This window comes from Aquibium oceanicum (assembly GCF_001889605.1).
GTDB classification, from domain to species: domain Bacteria; phylum Pseudomonadota; class Alphaproteobacteria; order Rhizobiales; family Rhizobiaceae; genus Aquibium; species Aquibium oceanicum.
Genome location: NZ_CP018171.1, coordinates 2706499 through 2732966 on the forward strand (window position 1 = coordinate 2706499; position 26468 = coordinate 2732966).

The window sequence follows — 26468 nt, forward strand, 5'->3', positions numbered from 1 at the left end:
GTCATGCCGGCTGCGGCACAGGCGCGTTGAAGGCGAAGATCTCGATCGGCGCCTTCTTGCCTTTCACGGAAATGGGCGGCAGGTCTCTTGCCGCCTTTTTCAGTTTTTCGGGCAGGTCGTCCTGCACATTTCGCGAGACCAGCGTCTGCGCCGGGTGCGCCGCCGAACAGAGCCGCGCCGCCAGGTTCACGTGGTCGCCCAGCACTGTGAAGTCCTTGCGGTGGCTGCTGCCCATCGCCCCCACCACCACCTCTCCGGCATTGATGCCGATGCCGATCTTCAGGTCGGCGGCCGTGTCCTCGGCCATCGCTTCCATGGCCTTCATCATGTCGATGGCGCATTCCACGGCGTGCTTGGACATCTTGGTTCCCGCGAACACGGCCATGATCTGGTCGCCAACGAACTTGTCGATGTCGCCGCCATGCGCCGTCACGATGTCGGCCAGCCGCTGGAAATACTGGTTGAGCACGGTGACGACCTCCTCCGGTTCCCGGCTCTCGGAAAACGCCGTGTAGCCGCGAATGTCGGCGAAGAGGATGGCGACGCTTCTCCGCTCGCCGCCGAGCGAGACGGTGCGTGCGTCGCTGCCCTGGATCGCCTTCATCGTGCCGAGCGAGACAAATTTCTGCAACTCGAAGCGCTCGTTGAGCTGCACGATCATGTCGTTGAAGCGGTTTGCTAGGTCGCCGATCTCGTCGCGCGTCCGCACGTTGCGAACGCGGATGTCGAGATTGCCCCTGGCGATCTCGGACGCCGCCTCTCCGATCCGCAGGATCGGCCGCGAAATGCCCAGCGCGAACAAGGTGGCGCCGGCGAGCGCCGCGGCGAGCCCGATCGCCAGCCACTGCGCCAGGCTGCGGATCATGTCCGTCACCGGCCGGTAGGCATCCGCTTCCGCCTTTTCGGCCATGATCGCCCATGGAAACGCGCGCGCCACCGCGATCGCGCCGAGCGAGATGGAGCCGTCGCCCAGTTCGAAAGGTTCCACTGCGATCGTCGCGGTCTCAGCCGCCAGCATCTCCTGCGCCTTGGCCAGCACGCTCGCATGATCGTAGACGCCGTCCTCGCTGGAAAAGACGATCCGCCCCTCCCGGTCGACGACCCGAATCGATCCGGTCTTGGCGAAGGGATCGTTGGCGACGACGTTCTTCAACCGCGCAAGGCTGATGCGCGCATAGAGTGTCGCGCTGCGATCCTGGATGCCGCCGGGGATGGGCAGGCTGAGTGTGGCGAGCCAATCGCCGGTCCCTGCGAGATAGGCCACCTGGGTGGCCGTGCGTGAATCCGAGCCGGCCGGCAGCGCGTCCGCATCGACGCGCAGGACGTCGAGCGGCGAGGCGAAGTGCTGCTGCAGCTTCTTGAAGAAGCTCTCCTGGACCACCACGATCGGCCGGGGCAGCCCCTCCACGTTGACCTGCAGCGACACGACGTCGGGAAGATCGGCGATGCCCTGCTTCAGGACCACGATCTTTTCCTCGAAACCCAGCTTGTCGCCGCCGAGCGCGTTGCGGATCAGGTCGAGCGGCGTGAAGAGCGTGAACTCGAGGAAATCGTTGAACTCGTCCGTGACCTTGTTGACCGTCACGGCCAGCTGCTCGTTGGCGGCGCTCTTCAACTCGTCGCGGGCGACCCTGATCACCGACTGGCCGGCGACGATCAGCGGCAGCGCGGCGATGACCGCCGTGAAGATGAGCATCTTGGCCCTGAGATTTAGGCGCATGCGCTTCTGCCCGTCGGGGCTCCCTCCCTGCCACGGGCAAGATCGCGCGATCCCGGCTCGCTGACGGACCGGTCGCGGCGCAACGGAGATCGGAATCAGCTCCCCGCCCGAGAAGCATCGGTCACTCTAGAGCATCTTGCCCCGGTTCGGGAAGCAGGGACGACTGCTGACGCAGGCGCGCCCGGATGGTGACCGTGTCGGTAGAGACGCTGCAGGCGAGCCCGTGCTCGTCGCTCGTCGTCAGTTCGGCGGTGACGGTCCCGGGCTCGGCGATTTCGACGCGCACCTTCTCGCCGTCGCGCTCGTCGCCGTTGGAGAGCGACCAGTAGTGGTCGAGCGCGTCGCCGTCGGGATCATGCGATCCGCTCGCGTCGAGGACGTAGCTGTCGACCGCGCCGCCGATGTAGATGTCGGCGTCGGGGCCTGCGTCGGCAACAGGCGGCGCGTTGACGAAGACGTCGACCGTCTCGATCACCGACGCGCAGGAGGAGCCCGACCGGTCCGTCACCATCAGCCGCACCGGGTAGGTGCCGGGTGCGGTGAACGCGTGCGACACCTTCTCTCCGACCGCCAGTTGGCCGTCGCCGAAGTTCCAGTCGTAGGAAACGATCTCGCCGTCGGCGTCGAAGGAGCGGCTGGCGTCGAAGGAGACGATGGTTCCGGGGCAGGTCTTGCGCTCGGTTTCCACGATCGCCACCGGCGGCCGGTTGACTTTCACGAGCCTGGCGATCGGGGTCAGCAGCAATTCACCGGCCCGGTCGAGCGGACCGGTCACGGCGACCGAGTAGGTGCCGGGCTGGGCGAAGCTGTGCTCGGCCGTCGGCCCCATCGCCCGGGAGCCGTCCCCGAAGCTCCAGCGAAGCGCATTCGGATCGTCGACCGCCGGCAGGTTCGAAAGCGAAAAGGGCAGGCGTTCACCCGCGCAGGCGGATTCGGCCGTCACGATCTGCGTGCGCGGCGCATCTTCCACCTCGACGAAGAACTCTGCCGTGTGTTCGCCGTTGCTCAGTCCGGTGCCGTCGCTGACGGTCAGCGCAGCGCGGTAGCGTCCGGGTCGGCGCCAGATATGACGAACCTCGACGCCGGTCGCCGTGCCGCCGTCGCCGAAATCCCACCTGTACTCGGCGATGCCGCCGTCGGGATCGTGCGACCCAGCGGCCGAGAGTTCGAGCGGCTGGTCCACTTCGACCGAGCGGTCGCCGGCGACCACGGCGGTTGGCGCGGCGTTTATCGTCACGAGATGGATCGTATCGGCGCTTGCGCAGCCGCTTGCATCCTGCCCCGACAACGCCCGAAGCTGGACGCGGTAGACGCCGGGCTCGGCGAAGGAGTGGCGCGCGACGGCTCCCGAGCTCGTCGATCCGTCGCCGAAATCCCATTCGTGGCCGGTCACCTGGCCGCCGTCGATGAAGGACGGCCGTCCGTCGAAGGTGATCTCCTCGCCGACGGCCGCTGCCTTCGGCGCCGCGATCACAGCGCGAGGCGCGCTGAGCACCGTCACCTGCAGGTCGTCGCTGGAAACCGGAGAACAGAGGCCCAGATTGTCGCCTTCGATCTGGAGTGTGACGCGATAGGTGCCGGGATCTGTGTAGGCGTGCTCGGGCTGGTCGCCGCCGCCGGTCTGGCCATCGCCGAAATCCCAGCTGAAGCGGTTCACGACGCCGTCGATGTCGGTCGACTTGCGGCCGTCGAAGCGAACCGTGGTGTTGGCGCAGACCTTGATGTCCTCGCCGGCATTCGCGACCGGCGCCGGCAGGATTGTCATCAGCGTCTCGTCGGCATGCGAGCCGTTGGTGAGCCCCGATTCATCCGTCACTTTCAGGCGCACGCTGTAGGTGCCGGGCTCCTCGAACGTCTTGGTCGGGTTGACGATTTCGGACGTGCCGCCGTCGTCGAAATCCCAGGAATAGCGCAGCAGGCCGTTGTCCGGGTCGGTAGAGGAACTGCCGTCGAACACCACGACGTCGCCGACGCAGGCCTGCCGGTTTTCGCCGGCCACCGCCTGCGGCGCGCGGTTGATGCGCACGGTCATGGCGTCGCTGTGCCGGGCGTTCGACAGACCGCTTCCGTCGTCGACCGTAAGCAGCACCGGATAGACCCCGCCGGTCGCATAGGTGTGCTCCACCATCGGGCCTTCAGCGACGTTCCCGTCGCCGAGATCCCACCGGTATGCCAACCCGTCATTGTCCGCGTCGGCCGAGGCGCTGGCGTCCAGCACGACCCGCAGCGTCTCGCTGAAGATGTCGCGGCCGGCCTCGGCGACCGGGGCGTGGTTCACGCGGATGGTGACGTCGTCCTGCGCGGTGCGGTTGCCGGCGCTGGAATCGTCCGTCACCGTCAGGGTTATCGTGTAGACGCCGGGCTCGTCGAACCGGTGCTCGACACGGTCGCCCTCGAGCACGGTATCGCTGCCGTTGACGTCCCACCGCCACGCCGTGATCTCGCCGTCGGAATCGCTGGAACGCTCACCCGAGAGCGCGAACGTCTCGCCGGGCGCGACGCGGATGTCGGGTCCGGCCCGCGCCACCGGCGGTTGGTTCACAGTGACACGGATCTGCGAGAAGTCTGTCGCGTTCGCGTGCCCGCTGTCGTCCGTGACGATCAGTTCCACCGTGTAGATGCCGGGTTTCGCGAAGGCATGCGTGACGATGTCGCCCTCGGCCTTCGATCCGTCGCGGAAGTCCCACTGGTAGCGCGTGATCGTTCCGTCCGGATCGGCCGAGCGGCGGCCGTCGAATGTCAGAGTATCGCCCGGCGCCGCCACCATGTCGAAACCCGCGTCGGCGACCGGCATGGCATTGACCACGACCGTCATCTCGTCCGCTGCCTCGTTGCGGATCGTGCCGGAATCGTCGGCAATTGACAGCCGCACCTTGTAGGTGCCGGGTGCCCGGTAGGTGTGGCTCACCTTTTCGCCGGTGCCAGTGTCCCCGTCGCCGAAATCCCAGCGGTAGGAGGCGATCGTGCCGTCGTCGTCGCGCGAGGCGGACGCGTCGAACTCCACCACCGACGCCGTGACGCTCTGGTCGGGACCCGCTTCCGCGATCGGCGGTTCATTGACGCGGATGACGCGCTCGGCGCTCGCAGTGTCGTTCGAAAGCCCGGAATCGTCGCGGATGGTCAGCCGCGCCACATAGGTCCCCGACCGCGCATAGGCATGGACGGTCTCGCGGCCGTCGGCGCTCGATCCATCGCCGAACTCCCAGCTGTAGGACAGGATGTTGCCGTCCGGATCTGCGGATCGTGCTCCGCTGAACGCCACGGGCTCGTCGATGGCCGCGGGCCTGTTTTCGTCGACCCGCGCGACCGGCGTCTCGTTGGGCGCATCCAGCACGGTCACCGTCGTCGTGTCGCTGGCGGCGGCATTGTCCTGCCCGGACCCGTCCGTGACGGTCAGCGTCACCGTGTAGGTGCCCGGCGCGAAATAGGCGATCGACCGCCGCTCGCCCTGCGCCGTCTTGCCGTTACCGAAATCCCAGTGATAGCCGACCAGGTTGTTGTCGGGATCGGCGGACTGGCCGGCGTCGAAATCAACACGCTGTCCGACGATGGCGCGCCGCGCGGGCCCGGCCTCGGCGACCGGCTGCGCGTTGCGCCGCTCCTCCACGAAAGCAACGAACTTCTTCTCGGTGATGCCGTTGTCGAGGCCCGAATCGTCGACCAGCGTCAGCTTGCCGAAATAGGTCCCTGGCGCGGCATAGGCGTGTTCGATAGCCGCCTCGTCGGAGCCGGACCCGTCGCCGAAATCCCACCGGATCCGCGTCACGAGCCCGTCCGGATCGGCCGCCGGCCGGGCGTCGAAGAGATACTCGACGCCGGTCTCCAGCGCCAGTTCGTTGTCGATTGCGATCTCCGGCGCCTGGTTGTAGGGATGCGTCACCCTCACCGTGAAGCGCGCGTCGCTCTCGGAACCGCGGCGGCCCGAATCGTCGCGCACCAGCACATGCACCTCGTAGTCTCCTGGCGCCGCGTAGGCATGCCGTGCCTGGTATCCGGACGCGCGCGCGCCGTCACCGAAGTCCCATTCGACCGCCACCACGTTGCCGTCGGGGTCGGTCGTTCCCGTCGCGTCGAACTCCACGATCTCGTTGACGAAGGCCGCGCGGTCGCCACCGACTCGCACCTCGGGCGACACGTTCGCCCGGTTGGCGACGATCACCTCGAACTCCGTCTCGGCCCGGTCGTTCGGCTTGCCCGAATCGTCGGTGACGGTCAGCGACGCCCGGTAGGTGCCGGGGGTGTGGTAGACGTGGTCGACGCTCATGCCGCCGCGGGTGACGCCGTCGCCGAAATCCCAGTCGTAGGAAAGGATGGAACCGTCCGGATCACGCGAGATCGATCCGTCGAAACGCACGGTTTCGCCAACGACCGTCTCCCGGTCGCCTCCGCCGTCAGCGACCGGCGGCTCGTTGCCGGATTCCACGACAGTCACGGTATACTCCGCGCTCGTCGTCCCGTTCGCCAGTCCAGAATCGTCGGTGGCCGTTACCACGATCCTGTAGGTGCCGGGCGCGGCGAAGGAGTGCCGCACCACCGGTCGCGCGCCCGTCGAACCGTCGCCAAAATCCCATTCCACGGCGGTGATCGCGCCGTCGCCGTCGTGGGCGCCCGTTGCATCGAAGAGGCCAGGCATGCCGACGACCAGCCGGTCGGGCAGCGCGACCGCGTCGAGTTCAGGCGCAGCGTTGACGAAGACCTGCGCCTCGTCACGTGCGACGCTGTTTTCCGCGCCGCGCCCGTCGTCGACAGTCAGCCGCACGGTGTACGTGCCGGGCGCGTTGTAGGTGTAGGAGATCTTCGCACCGTCCGCCGCGCCGCCGTCCCCGAGATCCCAGGCGAAGCCGTGCCGGTCGCCATCCGCGCCGCTGTCATCTCCGGCGTCGAAGGAGATCGCCTCGCCGAGCGCGATGCGCCTGTCGCCGCCGGCATTGGCGACGGGCGGGGCGTTGACGGCGATGGTGGCGCTGGCGGAAGCCTCGTTGCAGGGATTGTCGGAGCTGTCGGTGACGGTGAGGCCGACCGTGTAAGTGCCGAACCGTTCGTAGCGGTGCGCCGGCCGGCCGAAATCGGCGTCGCCGGCCTCCTGCACCAGTTCGGTCCCGTCGCCGAAATTCCAGTGGTAGCGCGCGATCCGCGTGCCTTCGGGCAGCGACGGGCTGGTCGAGGCGGTGCCGTCGAAGATCACCTCGGCGCCCTGGGCCACCAGTTCCGGCGCGGTGAAGGCAGCGACCGGCGGCGGCTTGATGAAGAAGGAGAAGTCGCGCGCCGCACCTGCAGCCACCATGCCCGAAGCGTCGAGCACCTCCAGCCGGGCAGGGTGAACGCCATCCTCCTCGAAGGCCTGTTCGATCGTCGCCCCGTCCTTCCATTCGCCAGTCTCGCCGAAGCGCCAGCGCCAGGTCAGCGGCTCGCCGTCGGGATCGAGCGAAGCGGCGGCGTCGAATCGCATGGAGCGGCAGGAGAGGGGAGTCACGTTGAGGGCGATCTCGGGTCGCCGGTTGGGGGAAAAGACGCGTACGGGAAGCTCGACCGCCACCGGCCGCAGCGCCGGATCCGCGCCGTCTTCTACGATCGCGCCGACGAAGACGGTGAGGTCGTTGGGCATCTCGCCGCCGCCGGCCGCCGTCACCGAGCCCTGTTCGCCGGGCTCATCGCCGCGCAGCGTCACCTCGGCGCCACGCCACTCGCTCTTGCCGGAGGCGGGCAGTCCCAGGGAGCGGAAGCGGCCCTCATAGGCGATGCGCCCGCCGGCCGCGTCGAAGTTCTCGACACTGAGCGCGATGGCATCGGCGGGTACCATGAAGCGTAGTTCGGCGAGCTGCCGCCCCGCCGGCACCTGGATCGTCGGCACGTAGGCGTAGAGCCGCGCTCTGTCGGGACTGCGGTTCTCGCTCACCGACGAACTCAGCGCCACGTCGAAGACGTTGCCGTCGTTGCCCGACACGCCCTCGACCAGGAGCACGAACTCGCGGCGGTTCTCTCCGGCATCGGCGCCGTCGTCCGCATCGACCGAGAACAGCGTCACCCATCGCCCGTCGGCCTCGTCGTCGCGGCCGAACGCGACGGTGCCGAGCGGCTCGCCCGTCACGCTTTCCTGCACCACGCCTGCCGCGTCGCGCCAAAGCCGCGCCTCGCTGCCGGCGCCGAACAGGGCAAACCGGATCGAGGAGTTGAAGCCGCCCTTCGGCTCGTCGATCGTGCCGCCCGTGTCGGGATCGAACACCCGCACATGCACCCGCCCCGCATCCGCCGGCACAGACAGTCGGATCAGCTGCCGGAAATCATGATCCCCTTCGTTGATGCGAGCATCCGGCCCGAACGTCACCAGGCGGGGGTTGGCGGGTTCCTCGCGGATGCCTGCGAAGGCCGCAAGCCGCGGCAGGTTCTCCCGGATCGCGTCGGCATTCACCCACGCCAACACCGGCGCCACCACCGAAACCATGCCGGCCAGCATCAGCGCCAGCTTGCGTCCGAGTGTGGTGGCGAGCAGGGCGGAAAGCAGCCGGCCGGTCATTGGGCGCCTCCCGCTGAATCCTGGGCGACGGTGACCTTTACGACGGTCTCCGCGCTGAGCGCCGGCGCACCGTCATCCGTCACCGCGAGGCGCACCTGGAAGATGCCCGGGTCGTGGAAGGCATGGCGCGGCGCAGCCTGCGCTGAGGTCCCGCCATCGCCAAAATCCCAAGCATAGGCCATCACGTTGCCGTCGGGGTCGTGCGAACCCCTGCCGTCGAACGAAACGATCTGCCCCGTCTTGACAGTTATCGCGGAGCCTGCGTCGGCAACCGGCGGCTGATTTTGCGCCGCCGCGACCGCGACTGTCAGCGTATCGGTCGCTGTCAGCGTCTCGTGCGGCCCGTCGTCGGTGACCGTCAGGGCAACCGTATAGGTGCCGGGAAACTGGTAGACGTGCCGGACCCCGATGCCGGAGGCGCGGTTGCCGTCACCAAAGTCCCATTCGTGAGTCAGGATCGACCCGTCCGGATCGCGCGAGGCACGGGCATCGAGCGCGATTTCCTCACCCGCGACCGCGGCGATATCGGACCCGGTCTCCGCCAGCGGAGCGAGGTTGGCCTGGTTGGCGACGATCACATCGAAGTCGAAGCCGACCCGCGCCGGCTCGGGCAACCCGTTGTCCAGCAATTCCAGCCGGCCCTCATAAGTGCCTGGCGCGCGGTAGAGATGCTCGACCACCGGACCGGTGCCCCGCGTCCCGTCGCCGAAATCCCATTCGTAGGCGATGATGGAGCCATCCCGGTCGTCCGCAGCCGAGGCATCGAAGCGGATCGGGCGCCAGGTGGTGGCGGCGAACTCGGCGGGGAACTGCGCCACCGGCGGGCGGTTTTCCGCCGGCAGGACCGTGATCGTCGCCGAATCGATTGCCCTTTCGCCTTCGCCGGGTCCGTCGTCGCCCACTGTCAGCGTCGCCACGTAGCGGCCCGGTTCCCAGTAGGTGTGCTCGATCGCCGGAATGTCGCCGCCCGTGCCGTCGCCGAAGTCCCAGCCATGGAAGAGGATCTCGCCGTCGGGATCGGTGGACGCCCCCGCGTCGAAGCGCACGGCCTCGCCGGCATGGACCGTCCTGTCGCCGCCGGCGTCGGCCGTCGGACGCCGGTTGGCGGCTTCCTCCACGACGACCTCGATCGTGTCGATCCCCTTGGCCGTGTCGAACGCCGTGTCGTCGAGGACTGTCAGGCGGACCTGGTAAACGCCGGGGCGATGGAAGGAGTGGGGAACCGAGGGGCCTACAGCGCGAGAGCCGTCGCCGAAATCCCAGATATAGGACACGATCGAGCCGTCAGGATCTCGCGATAAACCTGCGTCGAACACATGGATTTCGCCCGCCGTCAGCCGCCTGTCACCCCCCGCATTTGCGACCGGCGGAGCATTGATTGCGATTGTGGCGGTGGCGGAAGCCTCGTTGCAGGGGTTGTCTGAACTGTCGGTGACGGTGAGGCCCACCGTGTAGGTGCCGAACTTTGCATAGCGGTGCATCGGCCGGCCGAAATCGGCGTCGCCGGCCTCCTGCACGATCTCGGTGCCGTCGCCGAAATCCCAGCGGTAGCGGGCGATCCGCGTGCCTTCGGGCAGCGACGGGCTGGTCGAGGCGGTGCCGTCGAAGATCACCTCGGCGCCCTGGGCCACTAGTGCGGGCGCGGTGAAGGCAGCGACCGGCGGCGGCTTGACGAAGAAGGAGAAGTCGCGCGCCGCACCCGCAGCCACCATGCCCGAGGCGTCGAACACCTCCAGCCGGGCAGGGTGGACGCCATCCTCCTCGAAGGTCTGCTCGAGCGTGGCCCCGTTCTTCCATTCGTCGTTGTCGCCGAAGCGCCAGCGCCAGGTCAGCGGCTCGCCGTCGGGATCGAGCGAAGCGGCGGCGTCGAAGCGCATGGAGCGGCAGGAGAGGGGAGTCACGTTGAGGGCGATCTCGGGTCGCCGGTTGGGGGAAAAGACGCGTACGGGAAGCTCGACCGCCACCGGCCGCAGCGCCGGATCCGCGCCGTCTTCTACGATCGCGCCGACGAAGACGGTGAGGTCGTTGGGCATCTCGCCGCCGCCGGCCGCCGTCACCGAGCCTTGTTCGCCGGGCTCATCGCCGCGCAGCGTCACCTCGGCCCCGCGCCACTCGCTCTTGCCTGAGGCGGGCAGTCCCAGGGAGCGGAAGCGGCCTTCGTAGGCGATGTGCCCGCCGGCTGCGTCAAAATTCTCGACGCCGAGCGCGATGGCATCGGCGGGTACCATGAAGCGTAGTTCGGCGAGCTGCCGCCCCGCCGGCACCTGGATCGTCGGCACGTAGGCGTAGAGCCGCGCGCCGTCCGGCTTGCGGTTCTCGCTCACCGACGAACTCAGCGCCACGTCGAAGACGTTGCCGTCGTTGCCCGACACGCCCTCGACTAGGAGCACGAACTCGCGGCGGTTCTCTCCGGCATCGGCGCCGTCCTGTCGCGGCCGTCGACCAGCGGCCGCGTCGACCGAGAACAGCGTCACCCATCGCCCGTCAGCTGCGTCGTCGCGGCCGAACTCGACCGCACCGAGCGGATCGCCCGTCACGCTTTCCTGCACCACGCCTGCCGCGTCGCGCCACAGCCGCGCCTCGCTGCCGGCGCCGAAAAGGGCAAAGCGGATCGAAGAGTTGAAGCCGCCCTTGGGCTCGTCGAGCGTACCCCCGGTGTCGGGATCGAACACCCGCACATGTACCCGCCCCGCATCCGCCGGCATCGACAGCCGGATCAGCTGCCGGAAATCATGATCCCCCTCGTTGATGCGCGCATCCGGCCCGAACGTCACCAGGCGAGGGCTCGGTTCGCGCTCGGCCGGCATCGCCAGCCCGGAGCCGCCGAGCAGCACGAGAGCGGCCAGCGCCGCTTGCCGGATCATATTGACCGTCACCGGACCAGTTCCACGCGGCTGACGTTGCCGGCGACGTCGGAGAGTTCGACCACAACCGTGACCGGCTCGGCGTCGGCGCGGCGCGGCAGTTCCACCGTCCCCTGATAGGCCTTGCGAGCGCGGTTATAGCGCAGAACCCCGTCCTTGCGACCGCCGCTCGACGTCGCGGTGAAGCGCGACGTCATGGCGAGCCCCGATGCGTCCCGCGCGCCGACCTTGATGGAAAGCAGATCCGTCGCGCCCCGGCCCTCGACCGTGAGGTCCTGCGCCGTCACCTCCGGCCGCTCGGTGTCGAAGATGACCGTGCGCTTCTCGATGGTGACCAGTCCGACCTTGTTGGTGGCAACGATCTCGACCGTGTTCGGCCCCTGCGTCAAAGCAAGGGTCGCGGTGGCCATCCCGTCCCGCACATCCACCGGGTTGCCGTTCACCGCAAGTGCGACGCCCGAATCGGTCCCGATCCGGACCGCCAAAGTCGCGTCGGCCGTCACCTGCGGCAACGGTTCGGTAAGCCGCACGCGGGGCGGCTCGTCGACGATCAGGGTCTCGATTGCTTCCTCGTAGGAGTATCCGGAGACCGTCGCGATCCTGAGTTCGAAATTCTCTCGCGACGCCGAAAGCGGAACGTTAAGCGCGAAGCGCCCCTCGGCATCGGCATAGGTTTCCGAGAGGGCGCATCCGGAGGGGTCCACCACCGTCACCTTCGCGCCGCCGATCACGGTTCCCGAAAGCGACAGTACATCGTTGGCGCTGAGAAAGCGGCCGGCCTCGTCGCGCGGGATGGCCGGGTCGTAGGCGACGTCCTTGCGCTGGTCGGCGATGAAATCGAACTCGATCGTGCGCAAAGTCTCGTTTCCGGCAGTGTCGCGCGCCACGACCTCCACCGTGTTGCGGCCGTCGGCGGCGTCTACCGTGTGGAAAAAGCGGCCGTTCTGGTCGATGTCGGCCACTGTACCGTCGATCAGCACCGCAGCGCCCGCTTCCGTCTCGCCCGAAATCGTCACCTGGGGATCGCGCAGGATCGCGCCTGGCTCAGGTGTCCTGATCTGCAGGAAGGGCGGCGTGTCGTCGGATCTGAGTTCGAACTTTCGGACCGAACTCATCTGCCCGGGAAGCCCGAACGCGTCGAGCGCCGCCACCCGCCAGTAGTATGTCCCGGGCGCGAGAGGGTGATCCTCCATACGGTTTTCTTCAAGGCCAAAGAGGCTGTCGGCCATGCGGTCGAAGCGGCCGTCGAAGGCGATCTCCAGCCAGTAACCCCCGCCGTTCGGCATATCCTCCCAGCCGAGGTCGACGGTCTCCCCGTAGAGAACCGCGTCGTCCTCGGGGGCCTTGAGCGCGATGCGGCCGAAGACGTCGACCTTCTCCTCCGGCGCGTCGCCGTTGCGCACCACGGCGCCTTCGTTGCGGCCGAGCACCAGCGTCTTGTCGCCGGCCTGGATCGACACCGGTTTGACGTCGTAATTGGAAAACTTCGCCCCGCCCGCGTCCTGGCTCACCCAGAAACTGCCAGAATCGATCTTGGCATCGACGTTGGGCAGGCTCACCTCGAGCTGGTTTCGGTCGCTCTCAGTTGCGAGCAGGGCGTAAAAATCGCCCTCGACCAGGCTGATCTTCGCCTCCTCGCGGCGCTTCAGCGGATCGACCCGCATGCGCTGGATGACGGCCTGGGAATTGGCGTTGAGGCGCAGGCGGCTTGCGTCTCGGAACACCACCTGCGCCGTGGAGCGCGACAGCGTGCGCAGCTTTTCCTGCTCGTTGAGGATGGCGTTGAGGTCGCGCTCGGTCCAGCCGTTTTCGACGGTCTTCTGGCCCTCGACCCAGCCTTGCCGATCACTGAGCCGCGCCTCGGCTTCCACGTCGCGCTGCTGTTCGCTGTGAGTGCGCGCCGATTCGGCCTGGCCGATCGACCGGGAAGACAGCTCGATGCTCTCGGCATAGACGCCGTTGAGGTTCTCGACCACCGCCTCGTCACGGAACTGGATGGCGTTGCGGATCAGGATCGGCGCGAAGAGCTGCGCCCCGGCCTCGTTGGCCCGCTGGATCTCACCCAGCGACGCATCGAGCGCCGTCGCCGCCAGGCGCACCTGGTTGCCGGGCAGGAGCAGTTCTTGTCCCTCGGAAAGTTGGGTGATGTCATCGAAGCCGTTGGCGCGCAGGATGATCGGCCAAAGGTCGGGATTGTCCAGGTACTTTTCGGCCAGCGACCGGATGCCGACGCCGGGTTCCAGCCGCACCCGGATGTACTCGTCGCTCGCCGCGACGGACTTGATGGCTTCCGCCGTACCCTGCGCAGTCGCGTGCAGGGGGGCGAACAGCGAAAGGAATGGCGCCGCTACCGTCAGGCAGCGCAGCAGGCCACGCCATCTCGATGGGTTTCTTGTCGCAATGCCGATCGCCAATTTCCCACACCCCAAACAGTAGCGATCTCGCCGGGACTGCCCGCCTTTTCAAGGTTTACCTCACGTTAACCATACGGAATTCCGGCGCACTAATCCAGCGGCAAATTCGATCGATTGTGCTCAAACTTGTCCCAATATGAAACGGATTTCAGTGACTTGCGGCGAAAACCGGGTGCGCGGTGGTAAGAGCGCTAGACACCGTGGAGACGCGAATCCGCGCTGCGCCGGCCTCTAATGGTGCCAGCCTGATGCATCCCCTAAGATCCTGATCGCAGGAAATATCTGCGCGCGAGTACCTTGAGTTTTTGTTCGCGGGAAGAAACCGGATCGGCGCCGCTCAGATTGAGAAACTGGTCCCGCAGCCGCAGGACGCGACAGCGTTGGGATTCCGGATCTGGAAGGACTGGCCCATGAGATCGTCGACGAAGTCGATCACCGAGCCTCCCATGTAGACGAGGGAGATGTCGTCGACGAGCACGGTCGCGCCGTCGCGCTCAATAGCATTGTCGTCCTCGTTACGGTCGCCGACGAGGTCGAACTTGTAGGAGAAGCCGGAGCAGCCGCCGCCTTCGACCGAAACGCGCAACGCGGTCTTGCCGGGTTCGCCGGCGACGATCGCGGCGATGCGCTTTGCCGCCGCCTCGGTCAGTTCCACGCCTTTCATGGTCGTCTTGGCGTCCGTACCCATGTCGTCACCTTGCAATTGCAATTCACCGATAGGTATGAAGCGGTCACGGGCAAGTCAACCGGTGGGAGCATGGGACCGCAAGGAGAACTCGGGGAGATCGGTTTCGGCTACAGGCCGCGCGCTTCCTATGCCTGCGATCCTGCTATGACCCGCGGTCGCTTCTATCCCGAGCCTGAAAGCGCAACGCGCACGCCGTTTCAGCGCGACCGCGACCGGATCATCCACTCCACCGCCTTCCGCCGCCTCAAGCACAAGACGCAGGTCTTCATCGCGCACGAGGCGGATCACTACCGCACGCGTCTCACGCATTCGATCGAGGTGGCGCAGATCGCGCGCGCTCTCGCCAGGGCGCTCTGCCTCGACGAGGACCTCGCCGAGGCCGTCGCACTGGTACACGACTTCGGCCACACGCCGTTCGGCCACACGGGCGAGGACGCGCTGGACCGCAAGATGGCCGAGTGGGGCGGCTTCGACCACAACGAACAGTCGCTGCGCGTCGTCACCAAGCTCGAGCGCCGCTATGCCGAATTCGACGGCCTGAATCTTGTCTGGGAGACGCTGGAAGGCCTCGTCAAGCACAATGGGCCGTTGACCGATGCGAACGGAAACGGGCTGGACGGCCCGCTGCGAAAGTCGATCCGCGACTTCGACGCGCTGTTCCCCCTCGAACTCGCGAGCTACGCCTCGATGGAGGCGCAGTCCGCCGCGATCGCCGACGACATCGCCTACGACGCCCACGACATCGACGATGGCCTTCGCTCGGGCCTCCTGACCCTGTCGATGCTGGAGGACGCGCCGCTCGCCGGCGCCATCCTTGCCTCCGTGCGCGACCGCTATCCGGATCTCGATCCCGTGCGGACCGGCCACGAACTGATGCGCCGCCAGATCACGGTCATGGTCGAGGACGTCATCGCCGAAGCTCAGCGCCGCGTCGCCGAGGAAAGGCCGGGATCCCCCGAGGCAGTCCGGGCCGCGAACCGCGCCATGGTCGGCTTCTCGGCGCCGATGCAGGAGAAGGAGAGGGACCTCAAGGCCTTCCTCTATTCCAATCTCTACCGCCACCCCGACGTGATGGCGGTCCGCGCCGAGGCGGACAAGGTGGTCGAGGACCTGTTCGACGCCTACTTCGCCGATCCCGAGCTGATGCCCGAGGGGTGGCGCGGCGTGCTGGAGCGGGCAGGACCTCAGGTGAGGGCGCGCCACGTCGCCGATTTCCTCGCCGGAATGACCGATACCTATGCACTGAAGGAACACCGGCGCCTGTTTGACCGCTCGCCCGATATCGGATAGGCGGAGCGCGCGGCGCCCAGGGGGCTGCCCAAATCTCCAAGCCGGAACGCGAACGATGAACATTTTCGCCGATTTCCACGATCGGATCAGCACGGCCATCCAGTCGATCGGCCTGAAGACGGTCGACGGATCGGACCTTAATCTGTCGCGCATCACCGTCGAGCCGCCGCGCGACGCCGCGCATGGCGATCTCGCCACCAATGCAGCGATGGTGCTGTCGAAGGCTGTGGGCGAGAACCCGCGCGCGCTGGCGCAGAAGATCGCCGAGCGCCTCGAGCAGGAACCCGAGGTCGCGCGCGTCGAGATCGCGGGTCCTGGTTTCATCAACCTGTCGCTGGACGACGCCTTCTGGCAGGCGCGCCTGCGCGAAATCCTCGCGGCCGGCGATGCCTACGGGCGCTCCACCGTCGGTGCGGGCCGCAAGGTCAACGTGGAATACGTGTCGGCCAATCCGACCGGCCCCATGCATGTCGGCCATTGCCGCGGCGCGGTGGTCGGCGACACGCTCGCCAACCTGCTCGCCTTCGCTGGCTACGAGGTGACCAAGGAATACTACATCAACGACGCCGGTTCGCAGATCGACGTGCTCGGCCGCTCTGTGATGCTGCGCTATCGCGAGGCCCTCGGCGAGAACATCGGCGAGATCCCCCCGGGGCTCTATCCCGGTGACTATCTCAAGCCGGTCGCAAAGGCGCTTCTCGACGAATACGGCTCCGGGCTGCTCGGCATGGCCGAGGAGAAGGCGCTCGCGATCGTCAAGGACACGACTATCGACGCGATGATGGAGATGATCCGCGCCGATCTCGCCGCGCTCAACGTGCGGCACGACGTCTTCTTCTCCGAGCGCAGCCTCCACGCCGGCAATGGCGGCCCGATCCGCTCCGCCATCACCGACCTCACGCTGAGCGGCCACGTCTACAAGGGCAAGCTTCCACCGCCCAAGGGCCAGAAGCCGGAAGACTGGGAGGACCGCGAGCAGACGCTGTTCCGGTCCACCGAAGTCGGCGACGACATCGACCGCCCACTCGTCAAGTCGGACGGCACCTTCACCTATTTCGCCGCCGACGTCGCCTACATGAAGGACAAGTACGAGCGCGGCTTCGAGGAACTGATCTTCGTGCTGGGCGCCGACCACGGCGGCTACGTCAAGCGCCTTGAGGCGCTGGCCAAGGCGCTCTCCGGCGGCGATCTCAAGGTCGAGGTGCTGCTCTGCCAGCTCGTGAAGCTCTACCGCAACGGCGAGCCCGTGCGCATGTCGAAGCGCTCGGGCGAATTCGTCACGCTGCGCGACGTTGTCGACGAGGTCGGGCGGGACCCGATCCGCTTCATGATGCTCTATCGCAAGAACGACGCGCCGCTCGACTTCGATTTCGCCAAGGTCACCGAGCAGTCCAAGGACAATCCCGTCTTTTACGTCCAGTACGCCTCTGCCCGTTGCCATTCGGTCTTCCGGCAGGCAGCCGAGCAGCTGAGCGGCGAGAGCTTCGACCGCGAGACCCTGTCCGCGGCGACGTCGAATCTCACCGACGAGGCCGAGATCGCGATGATCAAGAAACTCGCCGAATATCCTCGCCTGATCGAGGGGGCGGCGCTCGCCCACGAGCCGCACCGCATCGCGTTTTATCTCTACGACGTCGCGAGCGCGCTGCACGCGTTGTGGAATCGCGGTACCGATAATCCGGACTTACGCTTTCTTAAGGTTAACGATCCAGTATTGACGAAAGCCAGACTTGGGCTGGTGCAGGCGGTTCTGTATGTTCTTAGGTCGGGCCTGACTTTGTTGGGCGCGGATGCGCCGCAAGAGATGCGCTGAAGGCCGGAACTTCCCGACACCATTTGCCCACATTGCGCTGGTACCGGCGAAAAAGTTCGCAACGCCTCGGCGTTCCGATAGAGTGTGAGTGCGGGAAAAGGCATGGCAGACCTGAAGCAACTCAAGGCTAAACCCCTGGACGACTTTCGGGAGAGCGATCCTCTCGCCGAATTGACCCGGATCATGGGGCTCAACGCGCAGTCTTCGACGAGCGACGGCGCCATGGACGATTTCGGTATCGATCTGGAGCGCGAACTGCTCGGCGATTTCGGTGACCCCGAACCCGCCGCCAACAAGGATGCGCCGGCTTTTCAGCCGGACGAGGACATGTTCGTCGGCGATGATCACGTCCCGGTCGAAGCGGCTTCTCGGCCAGCGTTCATTGCGAAGACGGACTATTCGAGCATCGAGATCCGGCCGCGCGGAGAGCCGATCCTGACCTTGCAGCCCGCCAGGCCGGCTCTGCGTGTCGTCGAGCAGCCGGCGGAGAGCCGGGAAGCGGGGCCGTCTTCCGACGACCAGTCGCTGGAGGACGAACTGGAATCGCTTCTGTCGATGGATGCCTCGCAGGACGAAACGCCCGAGCATTCGAATGACCATTCCGCCAGTCCCGTGGAGCCCCAAGATGCGTCCGAGGGTACCTCGGATACAGTGGAGCGCGACGATCCGCTCGACCGCCTGGAAGCCTTTTCGAAGGACTGGTTCGCGCGCCGTCAGGCGCAGCAGGAAGGCGCGCAGCTGCAGCCCCAAGCCTCCGATGCCGGGGACGATCTCATTTCCCTCGACGATCTCGAGGACTTTGCTTTGGTCGAAGAGAGCGTAGCCGAGCACCCGCAGGATCACCCGACTTCGTACATCGATGAGGTTCCGGCCGAAGCCGAGATTCTCGCCCGCCACGAGGACCAAGGTCATCAGGAGCCGGGAGCCGACCTGACGCCGGAGCCGGAACTGGAGCCCGAATCGCGGTTCGATCCCGAGCCCCAGGTCGCTTCCGCGCCCGTGGTGGCAGCGCCGCGGCCCGCTTTCGATCCCTCTGCCGATCCGTTCGCGGACCTGATGGCGATGAGCCGCCCTGCGTCCGCAACCGAGCCGCAGACTCCCGCCGAGGTGGCGGAATCCGAGCCGGAAACGGTTCCGGACGTTCGCGGCACCTGGGCGACGTCCGAGGAGGGTCCCCGCTACGTTCCGGCGGGTTCCGCTACGGAAGCCGACGTCGCTAGAGCCGAGGCGGAGGTAACGCCCGCGCCGCAACAGCCGGTTGCGGAGGACGTGGCTCCGGCTCCCCTACAGCGCGCCACCCCCAGCCGCTTCAGCATCGGCCGTGCCACCGCATCGCTCATGCCTGCCGCGGCACCGGTCGAGACCGCCAGCGTCGCGCCGGCTCCCGAGCCTTTCGCCGAGAAGGAGCCCGCGCCGCAGGTCGAGACCGAGAGCGAGGATTTCGCCTTTGACGACCTCACGCTCGATGACGGCGATTTCGATCTAGGCAATATGCTGGAAGCCGAACTGGCGGCGGAAGCCGAGCAGATCGCGTTCCGGGCAAATCCTGCACCGCAGCAGGCGCTTGCCGAAGCGGCAGCCGATGGCCCTGCGGCGCGTCAGCCCATGTGGGGCGATTTCGGCGAACCCGATATCGACACGATCGAGGTACCGGTGACGCAGGTGGATGTCGCCGACGAATTCGACATCCCCGACCTTGTCTTCGAGGAAGACACCGCGCGAGCGAGCGAGGAGGATGAACTCGATCTGGAGTTCGCCAGCGCGTTCGAAGACCTCGCGGGTGGCCGTCGCATCGATCCGGCAACCTACGAGCCGCGCACGGCTGCTGCATTCGCCGCTCCCGCCGCGGAGTTTCAGGCTGCGCCGGCGGTATCGCTTGCAGACGGGATGCAGGGTCGCGCCGCCGCTGAGGCCGAGTATCCGATCGACGACCTCACCGGTTTCTGGGAGGAAGAGCAGGGAGCGGACGGCTATGCAGTTGCCGAACCCGAAACCGCGCGGGCGTGGGCGGACGACGCTTACGGTCAGGCCCCCCACGACGCTGGCGACTTCCCGTCGGCCTTCTATGCCGATGGGCCGGCCGAAGCTTCAGAACCCGCGCCCAGGCGGCGCCGGGGCCTGGCCATAGCCGCCGTGGTGGCTGGCGTCGCGGTAGCCGGCGGTATCGGCGCCTTCATGCTGTCGTTCGGCGGCGGCGACAATGCAGCGCCGGTCCTGGTGGAGGCCGATCCCACACCCGTCAAGATCAAGCCGGAAAAGCCCGGCGGCACGATCATCCCCAACGAGGACAAGGCGGTCTACGACCGCGTCGCTTCAGGCGGCGAGAATGCCGCCCCGGCTCAGGAGAAGCTGCTGTCGGCAAGCGAGGAGCCGATCGACATCGTCGCGAAGGCGACGCCAGTCGACGGCGACACGTCGCTGCCGGGCGTCGAATCGCCGATCGTCGAACAGGGCGAACCGGCCGTCCGCGCCAAGGGCGAGGACCGGGTCGAACAGGAAATCGAAGATCCCGCGTCGCCCGTCGACGAGATTGCGACCGTGACCCCGCGCAAGGTACGCACATTGATCGTGCGCCCCGACGGAACGCTGGTTCCGCGCGAAGAGCCGGCAGCCGCGGAGCCGCAGGAACCAATCCAGCAGGCGAGCCTCGTCGAACCCGCGGTCGTCCCGGAAGCCACCTTCGAAAGCACAGAGGAAAGCCAGGCCCCCGCACAGGAGGCTACCCAGCCGCCGCCGGCTGGCGTGATCGAGAAGCCCGCGGAGCAGGAGGCCGCCCAGCCGGCTGCTTCCGAAGCCGCGCCGATCAAAGCGGCTCCCGCCGCTGACACGTCGGACACCGCACCCGTGCGGGTCGTGGAATCGACGACCATCAAGCCGGATGGAAGCTCGACGCCGGCTCGCGGCCCCCTGGCGCCCACGCGGCCTTCCGACCAGCCGGTCGAGATCGTCGGCAGCGCCGGCGGAAACCAGCGCGGCACCCAGGTGGCAGCCGCACCTGCGGCGGCGCAAGTGCCCGCGATCCCGGCCGGGCCGACGAGCGAATGGTCCATGCAGATCGCGTCGCAGCCTTCGCCCGAAGGCGCCCAGAAGAGCTACGTCAATCTCGCGCAGCGCTACGGCTCGATCCTCGGCGGACGCGGCGTCAACATCGTCAAGGCCGACATCGCCGGTAAGGGCACGTTCTGGCGGGTCCGTATCCCGGCGCAGTCCAAGGCGGACGCGGTGGAGCTTTGTGAACGCCTCAAGGCTGCCGGCGGAAGCTGCTTCGTCGCCAGATAAGGGACACCGTCTCACGCGTATTGCGAATGGGCTGCCGTCGGGCGGCCCATTTTCGTTTCCAGTAGCCAACGAAGCCTGTGGCTCCCTGCGAGGGCAGCGCCAGGCAGGTGCGGCGAACGGGCGATTCGTCTAGACTCCCGGCATGAGCGAATCAAAGGCGATCATTTTCGGCTGTGCCGGCAAGAGCTTGACGGACGAGGAGCGCGGCTTCTTCCGCGGCGAGAAGCCGTGGGGCTTCATCCTCTTCGCGCGCAACATAGGCGAGGCCGGCGAGATCCGGGATCTCGTGGCCGAACTGCGCGAAACCGTGGGACGCGAGGATGCGCCCGTCTTCATCGATCAGGAGGGCGGCCGCGTCCAGCGCATCCGCGCGCCGCTGGCGCCGAGCTATCCGACCGCCGCCGCGCTCGGCGAACTCCATCGGCGCGACACCCAGGCGGGACTGCGCGCGGCCTGGCTGATGTCGCGCCTGCACGCGTTCGATCTCATGCGCTTCGGCATCAATGCCGACTGTCTTCCGGTCTTGGACGTGCCGGTGGAGGGCGCCCACGACGTCATCGGCAACCGCGCCTATGCGAAAGTTCCGGGGGTGGTGGCCGAGATGGGACGGGCGGCGGCGGACGGACTGGTCGCCGGCGGAGTTTTACCGGTGATGAAGCACATGCCCGGCCATGGCCGCGCTTTCGCCGACAGCCATCTTTCGCTGCCGGTCGTCGATGCCGGTCTGGACGAACTGCGCGCCCACGACTTCGCACCCTTCAAGACGCTCTCGGACCTACCGATGGGGATGACCGCGCATGTCGTCTACACGGCGCTCGATGCGCAGAACCCGGCGACCACTTCGGCAAAGGTGATCGGCGAGATCATCCGCGGCGAGATTGGCTTCGACGGCCTGCTCATGAGCGACGACGTCTCGATGAAGGCGCTTTCTGGGGATTTCCGCCAAAAGACGCGCGCGATCCTTGCCGCGGGCTGCGATGTCGTCCTTCACTGCAACGGCGTCATGGACGAGATGCGCGCGGTGGCCGGCGAGGCGTCGGTGCTCGCCGGTCCGTCACTGGAACGTGCCGAACGCGCGCTATCTTTGCTGGGACGACAGGACGGCGCCGACGAGACTGCGGCACGCGAGGAGTTCGCCGCCCTGTTCGAGGCGGTCGCATGAGGAAGAAGCGGATTGGCTGAGGCCGGCAAGGGATCGAAGGGCACGCCCACGCCTCTGGAGCGCCTGTGGGCTCCGGAGGAGGACGTGCGCGAACCCTCCGAGGCGCTCGTCATCGACGTCGCCGGCTTCGAAGGCCCGCTCGACCTGTTGCTGCATCTGGCGCGTAACCAGAAGGTCGACCTCGCGCGCATCTCGATCCTGGCGCTGGCCGAGCAGTACCTTGTTTTCGTCGACACGGCGCGCAAGCTGCGGCTTGAGATCGCGGCGGATTATCTGGTCATGGCGGCATGGCTCGCCTACCTGAAATCGAAGCTCCTGATCCCCAAACAGCCTGGAGAGGAAGGCGAGACCGGCGAGGAACTCGCGGCGCTTTTGCAATTCCGGCTGAAGCGTCTCGAAGCGATGCGCGATGCGGCCGCCCGGCTCGTCAACCGCAACCGGCTCGGCCGCGACGTCATGGCGCGCGGCATGCCGGAGGTCGTGGTGCTGGAGAAACAGACGCGCTACTCGGCCTCGCTCTACGACCTCCTGACGGCCTATGCGATCCAGCGCCAGCGGCAGGCGGTGACGAACGTCCGCATCGCCAGACGAACCGTCTGGTCGCTGCAGGACGCGCGCGAACTCCTGACGCGGCTTGTCGGCCGCATGAAGGACTGGACCGCGCTCGACCGCTTTCTGGTCGAATATCTCGCCCGGCCCGAGGAGCGGGCGACCGCGATCGCCAGTTCCTTCGCGGCGTCGCTCGAACTCGTCCGCGAGGGGGCGCTGGAAATCCGTCAGCATGAGGCTTTTGCGCCGATCTACTTGCGGTCGCGCGCCAAGTCGCCTGGCAGCGAGGTGAGCCATGCCTGAGATCAAGCGTGCCGATGCGACGTTCCCCGACGAACTCGACGATGACGACGATTTCGATCCGGTGGCCGAGAACGACAATCCTGCCGAGCGCCTGCACCTCGCCGAGGCGATACGCATGGCTGAAGCGATCGTCTTCGCTTCCGCCGAGCCGGTGACCGAAAAGGCGCTCGCGGCGCGTCTGCCCGAAGGCATCGACGTTCCCGCCGTGATGGCCGAGATGCAGCGCCAGTACGAAAAGCGCGGCGTCAACCTGGTCCGCGTCGCCGACGCCTGGGCCTTCCGCACCGCCGGCGACCTCGGCTTCCTGATGAGCCGCGACGCGCCGCAGCAGAAGAAGCTCTCGCGCGCCGCGCTCGAGGTCTTGGCGATCATCGCCTACCACCAGCCGGTCACCCGGGCAGAGATCGAGGAGATTCGTGGCGTCGAGACGTCGAAGGGCACGCTCGACACGCTGATGGAAAGCACGTGGGTCCGCATGCGCGGGCGTCGCCGCACGCCGGGCCGCCCGGTGACCTACGGTACGACCACCGCCTTCCTCGACCATTTCGGATTGGCGGAGCTACGCGACCTGCCGGGCGTCGACGAACTGAAGGGCGCGGGGCTGCTGTCTGCGCGCATGCCGTCTAATTTCTTGGTTCCCCTGCCGCCGGCCGATCCGGACGAACTCACCGAGGACGAGGATCCGCTAACCGACATCGATCTGGAGGAACTCGGCCTGTTGACACCCCGCGGCGGGGATGATTGACGAAATCCTTCGTTGCGCGGGCAAGATTCCGCCGCGTTTCGCTCCGACGAAGGCATCATGACGCAATCCACGACAACCCGGTCCGAAAGCGGGCGCGGCAGCCGCTCCCCGACCGGGGTCAGCTTCGCCGCCCGGCTTGCGTTCGACGACATCTGGCATTCCTTCGGTCCAGGTGCCGAAACCCTACGCGGGGTCAGCGTGACGGCGGAACCGGGTGAGGTGCTATGCCTTCTCGGTCCGTCCGGTTCGGGCAAGACCACGCTTCTCAGGATCGCCGCCGGCATCGAGACGCAGACCAGCGGCAGGGTGCTCCTTAACGACCGCGAAATCGCCGGTCCCGCCGTCTTCGTACCGCCGGAAAAGCGCTCCATCGGCCTCGTCTTCCAGGATTTCGCGCTGTTCCCGCACTACACGATCCTCGACAACGTCCGCTTCGGGCTGACGGCGCTGTCCGCGTCCGAGGGGAAACGCGAGGCCATGACCGCCCTCTCGCGCGTCGGGCTCGAGCATCACGCCCGGTCGTTTCCCCACATCCTGTCGGGCGGCGAGCAGCAGCGCGTGGCGCTGGCACGCGCGCTGGCGCCGCGTCCGGCGGTGCTTCTCCTGGACGAGCCGTTCTCGGGCCTCGATTCGCGGCTGAAGGACAGCGTGCGCGCTGAGACGCTCGCGATCCTGCGCCAAAGCCGCGCCACCGCCATCATCGTCACGCATGACGCCGAGGAGGCCATGCGCATGGGAGACCGCATCGCGCTCCTGCGCGACGGGGAACTCGTCCAGGTGGGCCGTGCGGAGGAGCTCTACCAGCGGCCGGCCAATCTCTTCGTCGCCGGCTTCTTCTCAGAACTCAACGTCTTCGACGGACGCGCCGACCACGGCAGCGTCGATACGCCGCTCGGCCGTTTCGCGGCGCCGGGCTTTTCTTCGCCCGAGGACGTGACGGTCGCGGTGCGCCCCACCGCCATCGAGGCGCACGAGTACGAAAAGGATGGCGCGACCGAGGCCAGGGTGATATCCCGGCGCTTCCTTGGCGATGCGGAAATCCTCGAGGCGGCGGTCGCAGGCGCCGAAATGCCGGTGCGGGGGCGGATCAGGTGTGGCGCATTGTCCCCAGGCGCACGCGATATCTGGCTCTCGGTCAGAAAGTCTGATGTGCTTGTGTTTGAAAGACGGGCCGAGAACGCTTAAGTCAGGGTACGAGTTTCTTTCGAAAGAGGATTGTCATGGGTTCCTTCTCGATCTGGCACTGGCTCATAGTGCTCGTGGTCGTGCTGCTGCTCTTCGGGCGCGGCAAGATTCCCGAGCTGATGGGCGACATGGCCAAGGGCATCAAGAGCTTCAAGAAGGGTATGTCGGACGAGGACGAGGCGGAGAAGGCTCGCACCGTCGAGCACCGCAACGACGAAACCGTCGCCACGCCGAAGGAAAAGGCCAGCAAGTCCTGATCCGGGCCTTGGTCCCGCAGAACTGCCTCGCCGGAATTTGAGCCATGTTCGATATCGGTTGGCCGGAGATGCTCGTGATCGCGGTCGTCCTGATCGTGGTCGTCGGGCCGAAGGATTTGCCGCGCATGCTGCGTCAATTCGGCAAGACGACGTCGCAGATGCGCAAGATGGCTGGCGATTTCCGCAAGCAGTTCGATGAGGCATTGAAGGAGGCCGAGCTCGACGACGTGAAGTCGACGATCGACAGCGCCCGCAAGCTGAACCCCGCGGCCGATATCCGCAAGGCGTTGAACCCGATGGAGAAGGCCGCCTCCGATGTGCGCGCCGGCCTCGACGGCCTGATGAAGCCTAAACCGGCCGATATTCCCGCGCCGGACGCGCCCGCCAAGGCGGAGGAACCTGCCAAGTCCGGTGCAACCGCCGGACCGGGCAACGAGGCGATCGCCAGTTCCGCGTCGCAGAAGCCCGCCGCCAAGTCCGAGGCGGCCAAGACCGCCTCGGCAGGCACCGCCAAGTCGGCCAGCAAGCCCGCGACCGCGAAGCAGGCAGCCGCGAGTGCTTCGGCCGCCAAGTCTGAAACGACCAAGTCTCCGGCGGCCAAATCTCCGGCCGCCAAGTCTCCGGCCATCAAGTCTCCTGCCGCAAAGGCGCCCGCCAAGCCCGCCGCTGCCTCCAACTCCGGCAGTCCCGCGCCGCGCAGGAAGCCCGCAGCGAAGAAAACCACCGGGGCCTCTTCGTGAACGTCCATGACGACGACATCGACAAGTCCTCGGCGCCGCTGATCGAGCATCTGATCGAGCTGCGCTCGCGGCTCATGTGGGCGATCGGCGGCTTCTTCGTGGCCTTCCTGGTCTGCTTCTTCTTCGCCAAGCAGCTCTTCAACCTCCTGGTCATCCCCTTCCAGTGGGCGACCGGCTGGGCGGGACTCGATCCGACGAATGTCGACCTGATCTACACCGCGCCGCAGGAATTCTTCTTCACCCAGATCAAGCTCGGCATGTTCGGTGGCCTCGTGCTCGCCTTCCCGCTGATCGCGGCGCAAGTCTACAAGTTCGTCGCGCCGGGCCTTTACAAGAACGAGCGCGGCGCCTTCCTGCCATTCCTCATTGCCTCGCCGATCCTGTTCCTGATCGGCGGCGCGCTTGTCTATTTCTTCTTCACCCCAATGGTGATGTGGTTCTTCCTGTCGATGCAGCAGGTCGGGCCCGACAACGAGATCCAGATCTCACTGCTGCCGCGCGTGTCCGAGTATCTCGGTCTCATCATGACCCTGATCTTCTCTTTCGGCCTCGTGTTCCAGCTCCCGGTCGTCACCACGCTCATGGCGCGCGTCGGCCTGCTCACGGCGGCGGGCCTGGTCGACAAGCGCAAATACGCCATCGTCATCGCCTTCATCGTCGCTGCCGTGCTGACCCCGCCCGATCCGGTGAGCCAGCTCGGGCTCGCCATCCCGACCATCCTCCTCTACGAGGTGTCCATCTGGCTTGCCCGCCGCGTGGAAAGAAACCGCAGCAGGGAAGCGGCGGCGAAGGAAAAGCGCGAAGCCGACGAGGCCGCTGAGTCTTCCTGATCCATATCGAAGGTGCTTGCTCGCGGTGCTGCGTTCGACAAAAGCGCAGTGCAGGGCAGGCGCCTGAATTCCGAACGAGAGAGGCGGGCCCGGCTGAACGACCTCCGTCGTAGGC

General features: G+C 66.9%; 15 protein-coding genes. 10 read left to right on the forward strand and 5 right to left on the reverse strand.

Features of this window, described 5'->3' with window-relative positions:
- Window position 1: 1 nt before the first annotated feature.
- The 5 genes from BSQ44_RS13310 to erpA form a co-directional block, all read right to left on the reverse strand.
- A complete protein-coding gene (locus BSQ44_RS13310) occupies window positions 2-1720 on the reverse strand; it encodes an adenylate/guanylate cyclase domain-containing protein (RefSeq protein ID WP_072604916.1) in 1719 nt (572 codons plus the stop codon).
- 121 nt (window positions 1721-1841) lie between these two features.
- The gene (locus BSQ44_RS27805; protein WP_072604918.1) at window positions 1842-8234 is read right to left on the reverse strand and encodes a PKD domain-containing protein; all 6393 of its coding nucleotides are present in this window, start codon (window positions 8232-8234) and stop codon (window positions 1842-1844) included.
- The gene (locus BSQ44_RS13320) at window positions 8231-11110 is read right to left on the reverse strand and encodes a PKD domain-containing protein (protein ID WP_072604921.1); all 2880 of its coding nucleotides are present in this window, start codon (window positions 11108-11110) and stop codon (window positions 8231-8233) included. Before BSQ44_RS13320 ends, BSQ44_RS27805 begins: the two co-directional genes overlap by 4 nt.
- The gene (locus BSQ44_RS13325) at window positions 11107-13512 is read right to left on the reverse strand and encodes a FecR domain-containing protein (protein ID WP_072604923.1); all 2406 of its coding nucleotides are present in this window, start codon (window positions 13510-13512) and stop codon (window positions 11107-11109) included. The genes BSQ44_RS13320 and BSQ44_RS13325 overlap by 4 nt, the downstream gene beginning before the upstream one ends.
- Window positions 13513-13849: 337 nt before the next feature.
- A complete protein-coding gene (gene erpA, locus BSQ44_RS13330; protein WP_072604926.1) occupies window positions 13850-14200 on the reverse strand; it encodes an iron-sulfur cluster insertion protein ErpA in 351 nt (116 codons plus the stop codon).
- 69 nt (window positions 14201-14269) lie between these two features.
- Between erpA and BSQ44_RS13335 the strand changes: the two genes are divergently transcribed.
- From BSQ44_RS13335 to tatC, 10 genes are all read left to right on the forward strand, one after another.
- The gene (locus tag BSQ44_RS13335; RefSeq protein ID WP_072604928.1) at window positions 14270-15490 is read left to right on the forward strand and encodes a deoxyguanosinetriphosphate triphosphohydrolase; all 1221 of its coding nucleotides are present in this window, start codon (window positions 14270-14272) and stop codon (window positions 15488-15490) included.
- Window positions 15491-15545: 55 nt separating this feature from the next.
- Entirely contained in the window at window positions 15546-17303 is a 1758-nt protein-coding gene (gene argS, locus BSQ44_RS13340; RefSeq protein ID WP_072604930.1) for an arginine--tRNA ligase, read from the forward strand.
- A gap of 102 nt (window positions 17304-17405) precedes the next feature.
- The gene (locus BSQ44_RS13345; RefSeq protein ID WP_072604932.1) at window positions 17406-20582 is read left to right on the forward strand and encodes an SPOR domain-containing protein; all 3177 of its coding nucleotides are present in this window, start codon (window positions 17406-17408) and stop codon (window positions 20580-20582) included.
- Window positions 20583-20724: 142 nt separating this feature from the next.
- Window positions 20725-21744: a beta-N-acetylhexosaminidase gene (gene nagZ / locus BSQ44_RS13350; protein WP_072604934.1), complete on the forward strand. Its 1020-nt coding sequence runs from the start codon at window positions 20725-20727 to the stop codon at window positions 21742-21744.
- Between the two features lie 54 nt (window positions 21745-21798).
- Complete coding sequence (locus BSQ44_RS13355; protein WP_072608046.1) at window positions 21799-22596, forward strand: segregation and condensation protein A; 798 nt, start codon at window positions 21799-21801, stop codon at window positions 22594-22596.
- Complete coding sequence (gene scpB / locus BSQ44_RS13360; protein WP_072604936.1) at window positions 22589-23341, forward strand: SMC-Scp complex subunit ScpB; 753 nt, start codon at window positions 22589-22591, stop codon at window positions 23339-23341. Before BSQ44_RS13355 ends, scpB begins: the two co-directional genes overlap by 8 nt.
- Window positions 23342-23398: 57 nt before the next feature.
- Window positions 23399-24526, forward strand: coding sequence for an ABC transporter ATP-binding protein (locus BSQ44_RS13365; protein ID WP_072608047.1), 1128 nt, complete (start codon window positions 23399-23401; stop codon window positions 24524-24526).
- 35 nt (window positions 24527-24561) lie between these two features.
- Window positions 24562-24783 (forward strand): twin-arginine translocase TatA/TatE family subunit, encoded by a 222-nt coding sequence (locus tag BSQ44_RS13370; protein WP_072604939.1) that lies wholly within the window; start codon window positions 24562-24564, stop codon window positions 24781-24783.
- 95 nt (window positions 24784-24878) lie between these two features.
- A complete protein-coding gene (tatB, locus tag BSQ44_RS13375; RefSeq protein ID WP_335622596.1) occupies window positions 24879-25523 on the forward strand; it encodes a Sec-independent protein translocase protein TatB in 645 nt (214 codons plus the stop codon).
- Window positions 25520-26353 carry a twin-arginine translocase subunit TatC gene (tatC, locus tag BSQ44_RS13380; protein WP_072604943.1) on the forward strand — a complete coding sequence of 278 codons (834 nt, stop codon included), beginning with the start codon at window positions 25520-25522 and terminating at the stop codon, window positions 26351-26353. Before tatB ends, tatC begins: the two co-directional genes overlap by 4 nt.
- Window positions 26354-26468 lie beyond the last annotated feature (115 nt).

What these genes read in the sequence shown, in the direction of transcription:
- BSQ44_RS13310 (WP_072604916.1), bottom strand. Translation starts at nt 1,720, where the DNA reads ATGCGCCTAAATCTCAGGGCCAAGATGCTCATCTTCACGGCGGTCATC.
- BSQ44_RS27805 (WP_072604918.1), bottom strand. Translation starts at nt 8,234, where the DNA reads ATGACCGGCCGGCTGCTTTCCGCCCTGCTCGCCACCACACTCGGACGC.
- erpA (WP_072604926.1), bottom strand. Translation starts at nt 14,200, where the DNA reads ATGGGTACGGACGCCAAGACGACCATGAAAGGCGTGGAACTGACCGAG.
- BSQ44_RS13335 (WP_072604928.1), top strand. Translation starts at nt 14,270, where the DNA reads ATGGGACCGCAAGGAGAACTCGGGGAGATCGGTTTCGGCTACAGGCCG.
- argS (WP_072604930.1), top strand. Translation starts at nt 15,546, where the DNA reads ATGAACATTTTCGCCGATTTCCACGATCGGATCAGCACGGCCATCCAG.
- BSQ44_RS13345 (WP_072604932.1), top strand. Translation starts at nt 17,406, where the DNA reads ATGGCAGACCTGAAGCAACTCAAGGCTAAACCCCTGGACGACTTTCGG.
- nagZ (WP_072604934.1), top strand. Translation starts at nt 20,725, where the DNA reads ATGAGCGAATCAAAGGCGATCATTTTCGGCTGTGCCGGCAAGAGCTTG.
- scpB (WP_072604936.1), top strand. Translation starts at nt 22,589, where the DNA reads ATGCCTGAGATCAAGCGTGCCGATGCGACGTTCCCCGACGAACTCGAC.
- BSQ44_RS13365 (WP_072608047.1), top strand. Translation starts at nt 23,399, where the DNA reads ATGACGCAATCCACGACAACCCGGTCCGAAAGCGGGCGCGGCAGCCGC.
- BSQ44_RS13370 (WP_072604939.1), top strand. Translation starts at nt 24,562, where the DNA reads ATGGGTTCCTTCTCGATCTGGCACTGGCTCATAGTGCTCGTGGTCGTG.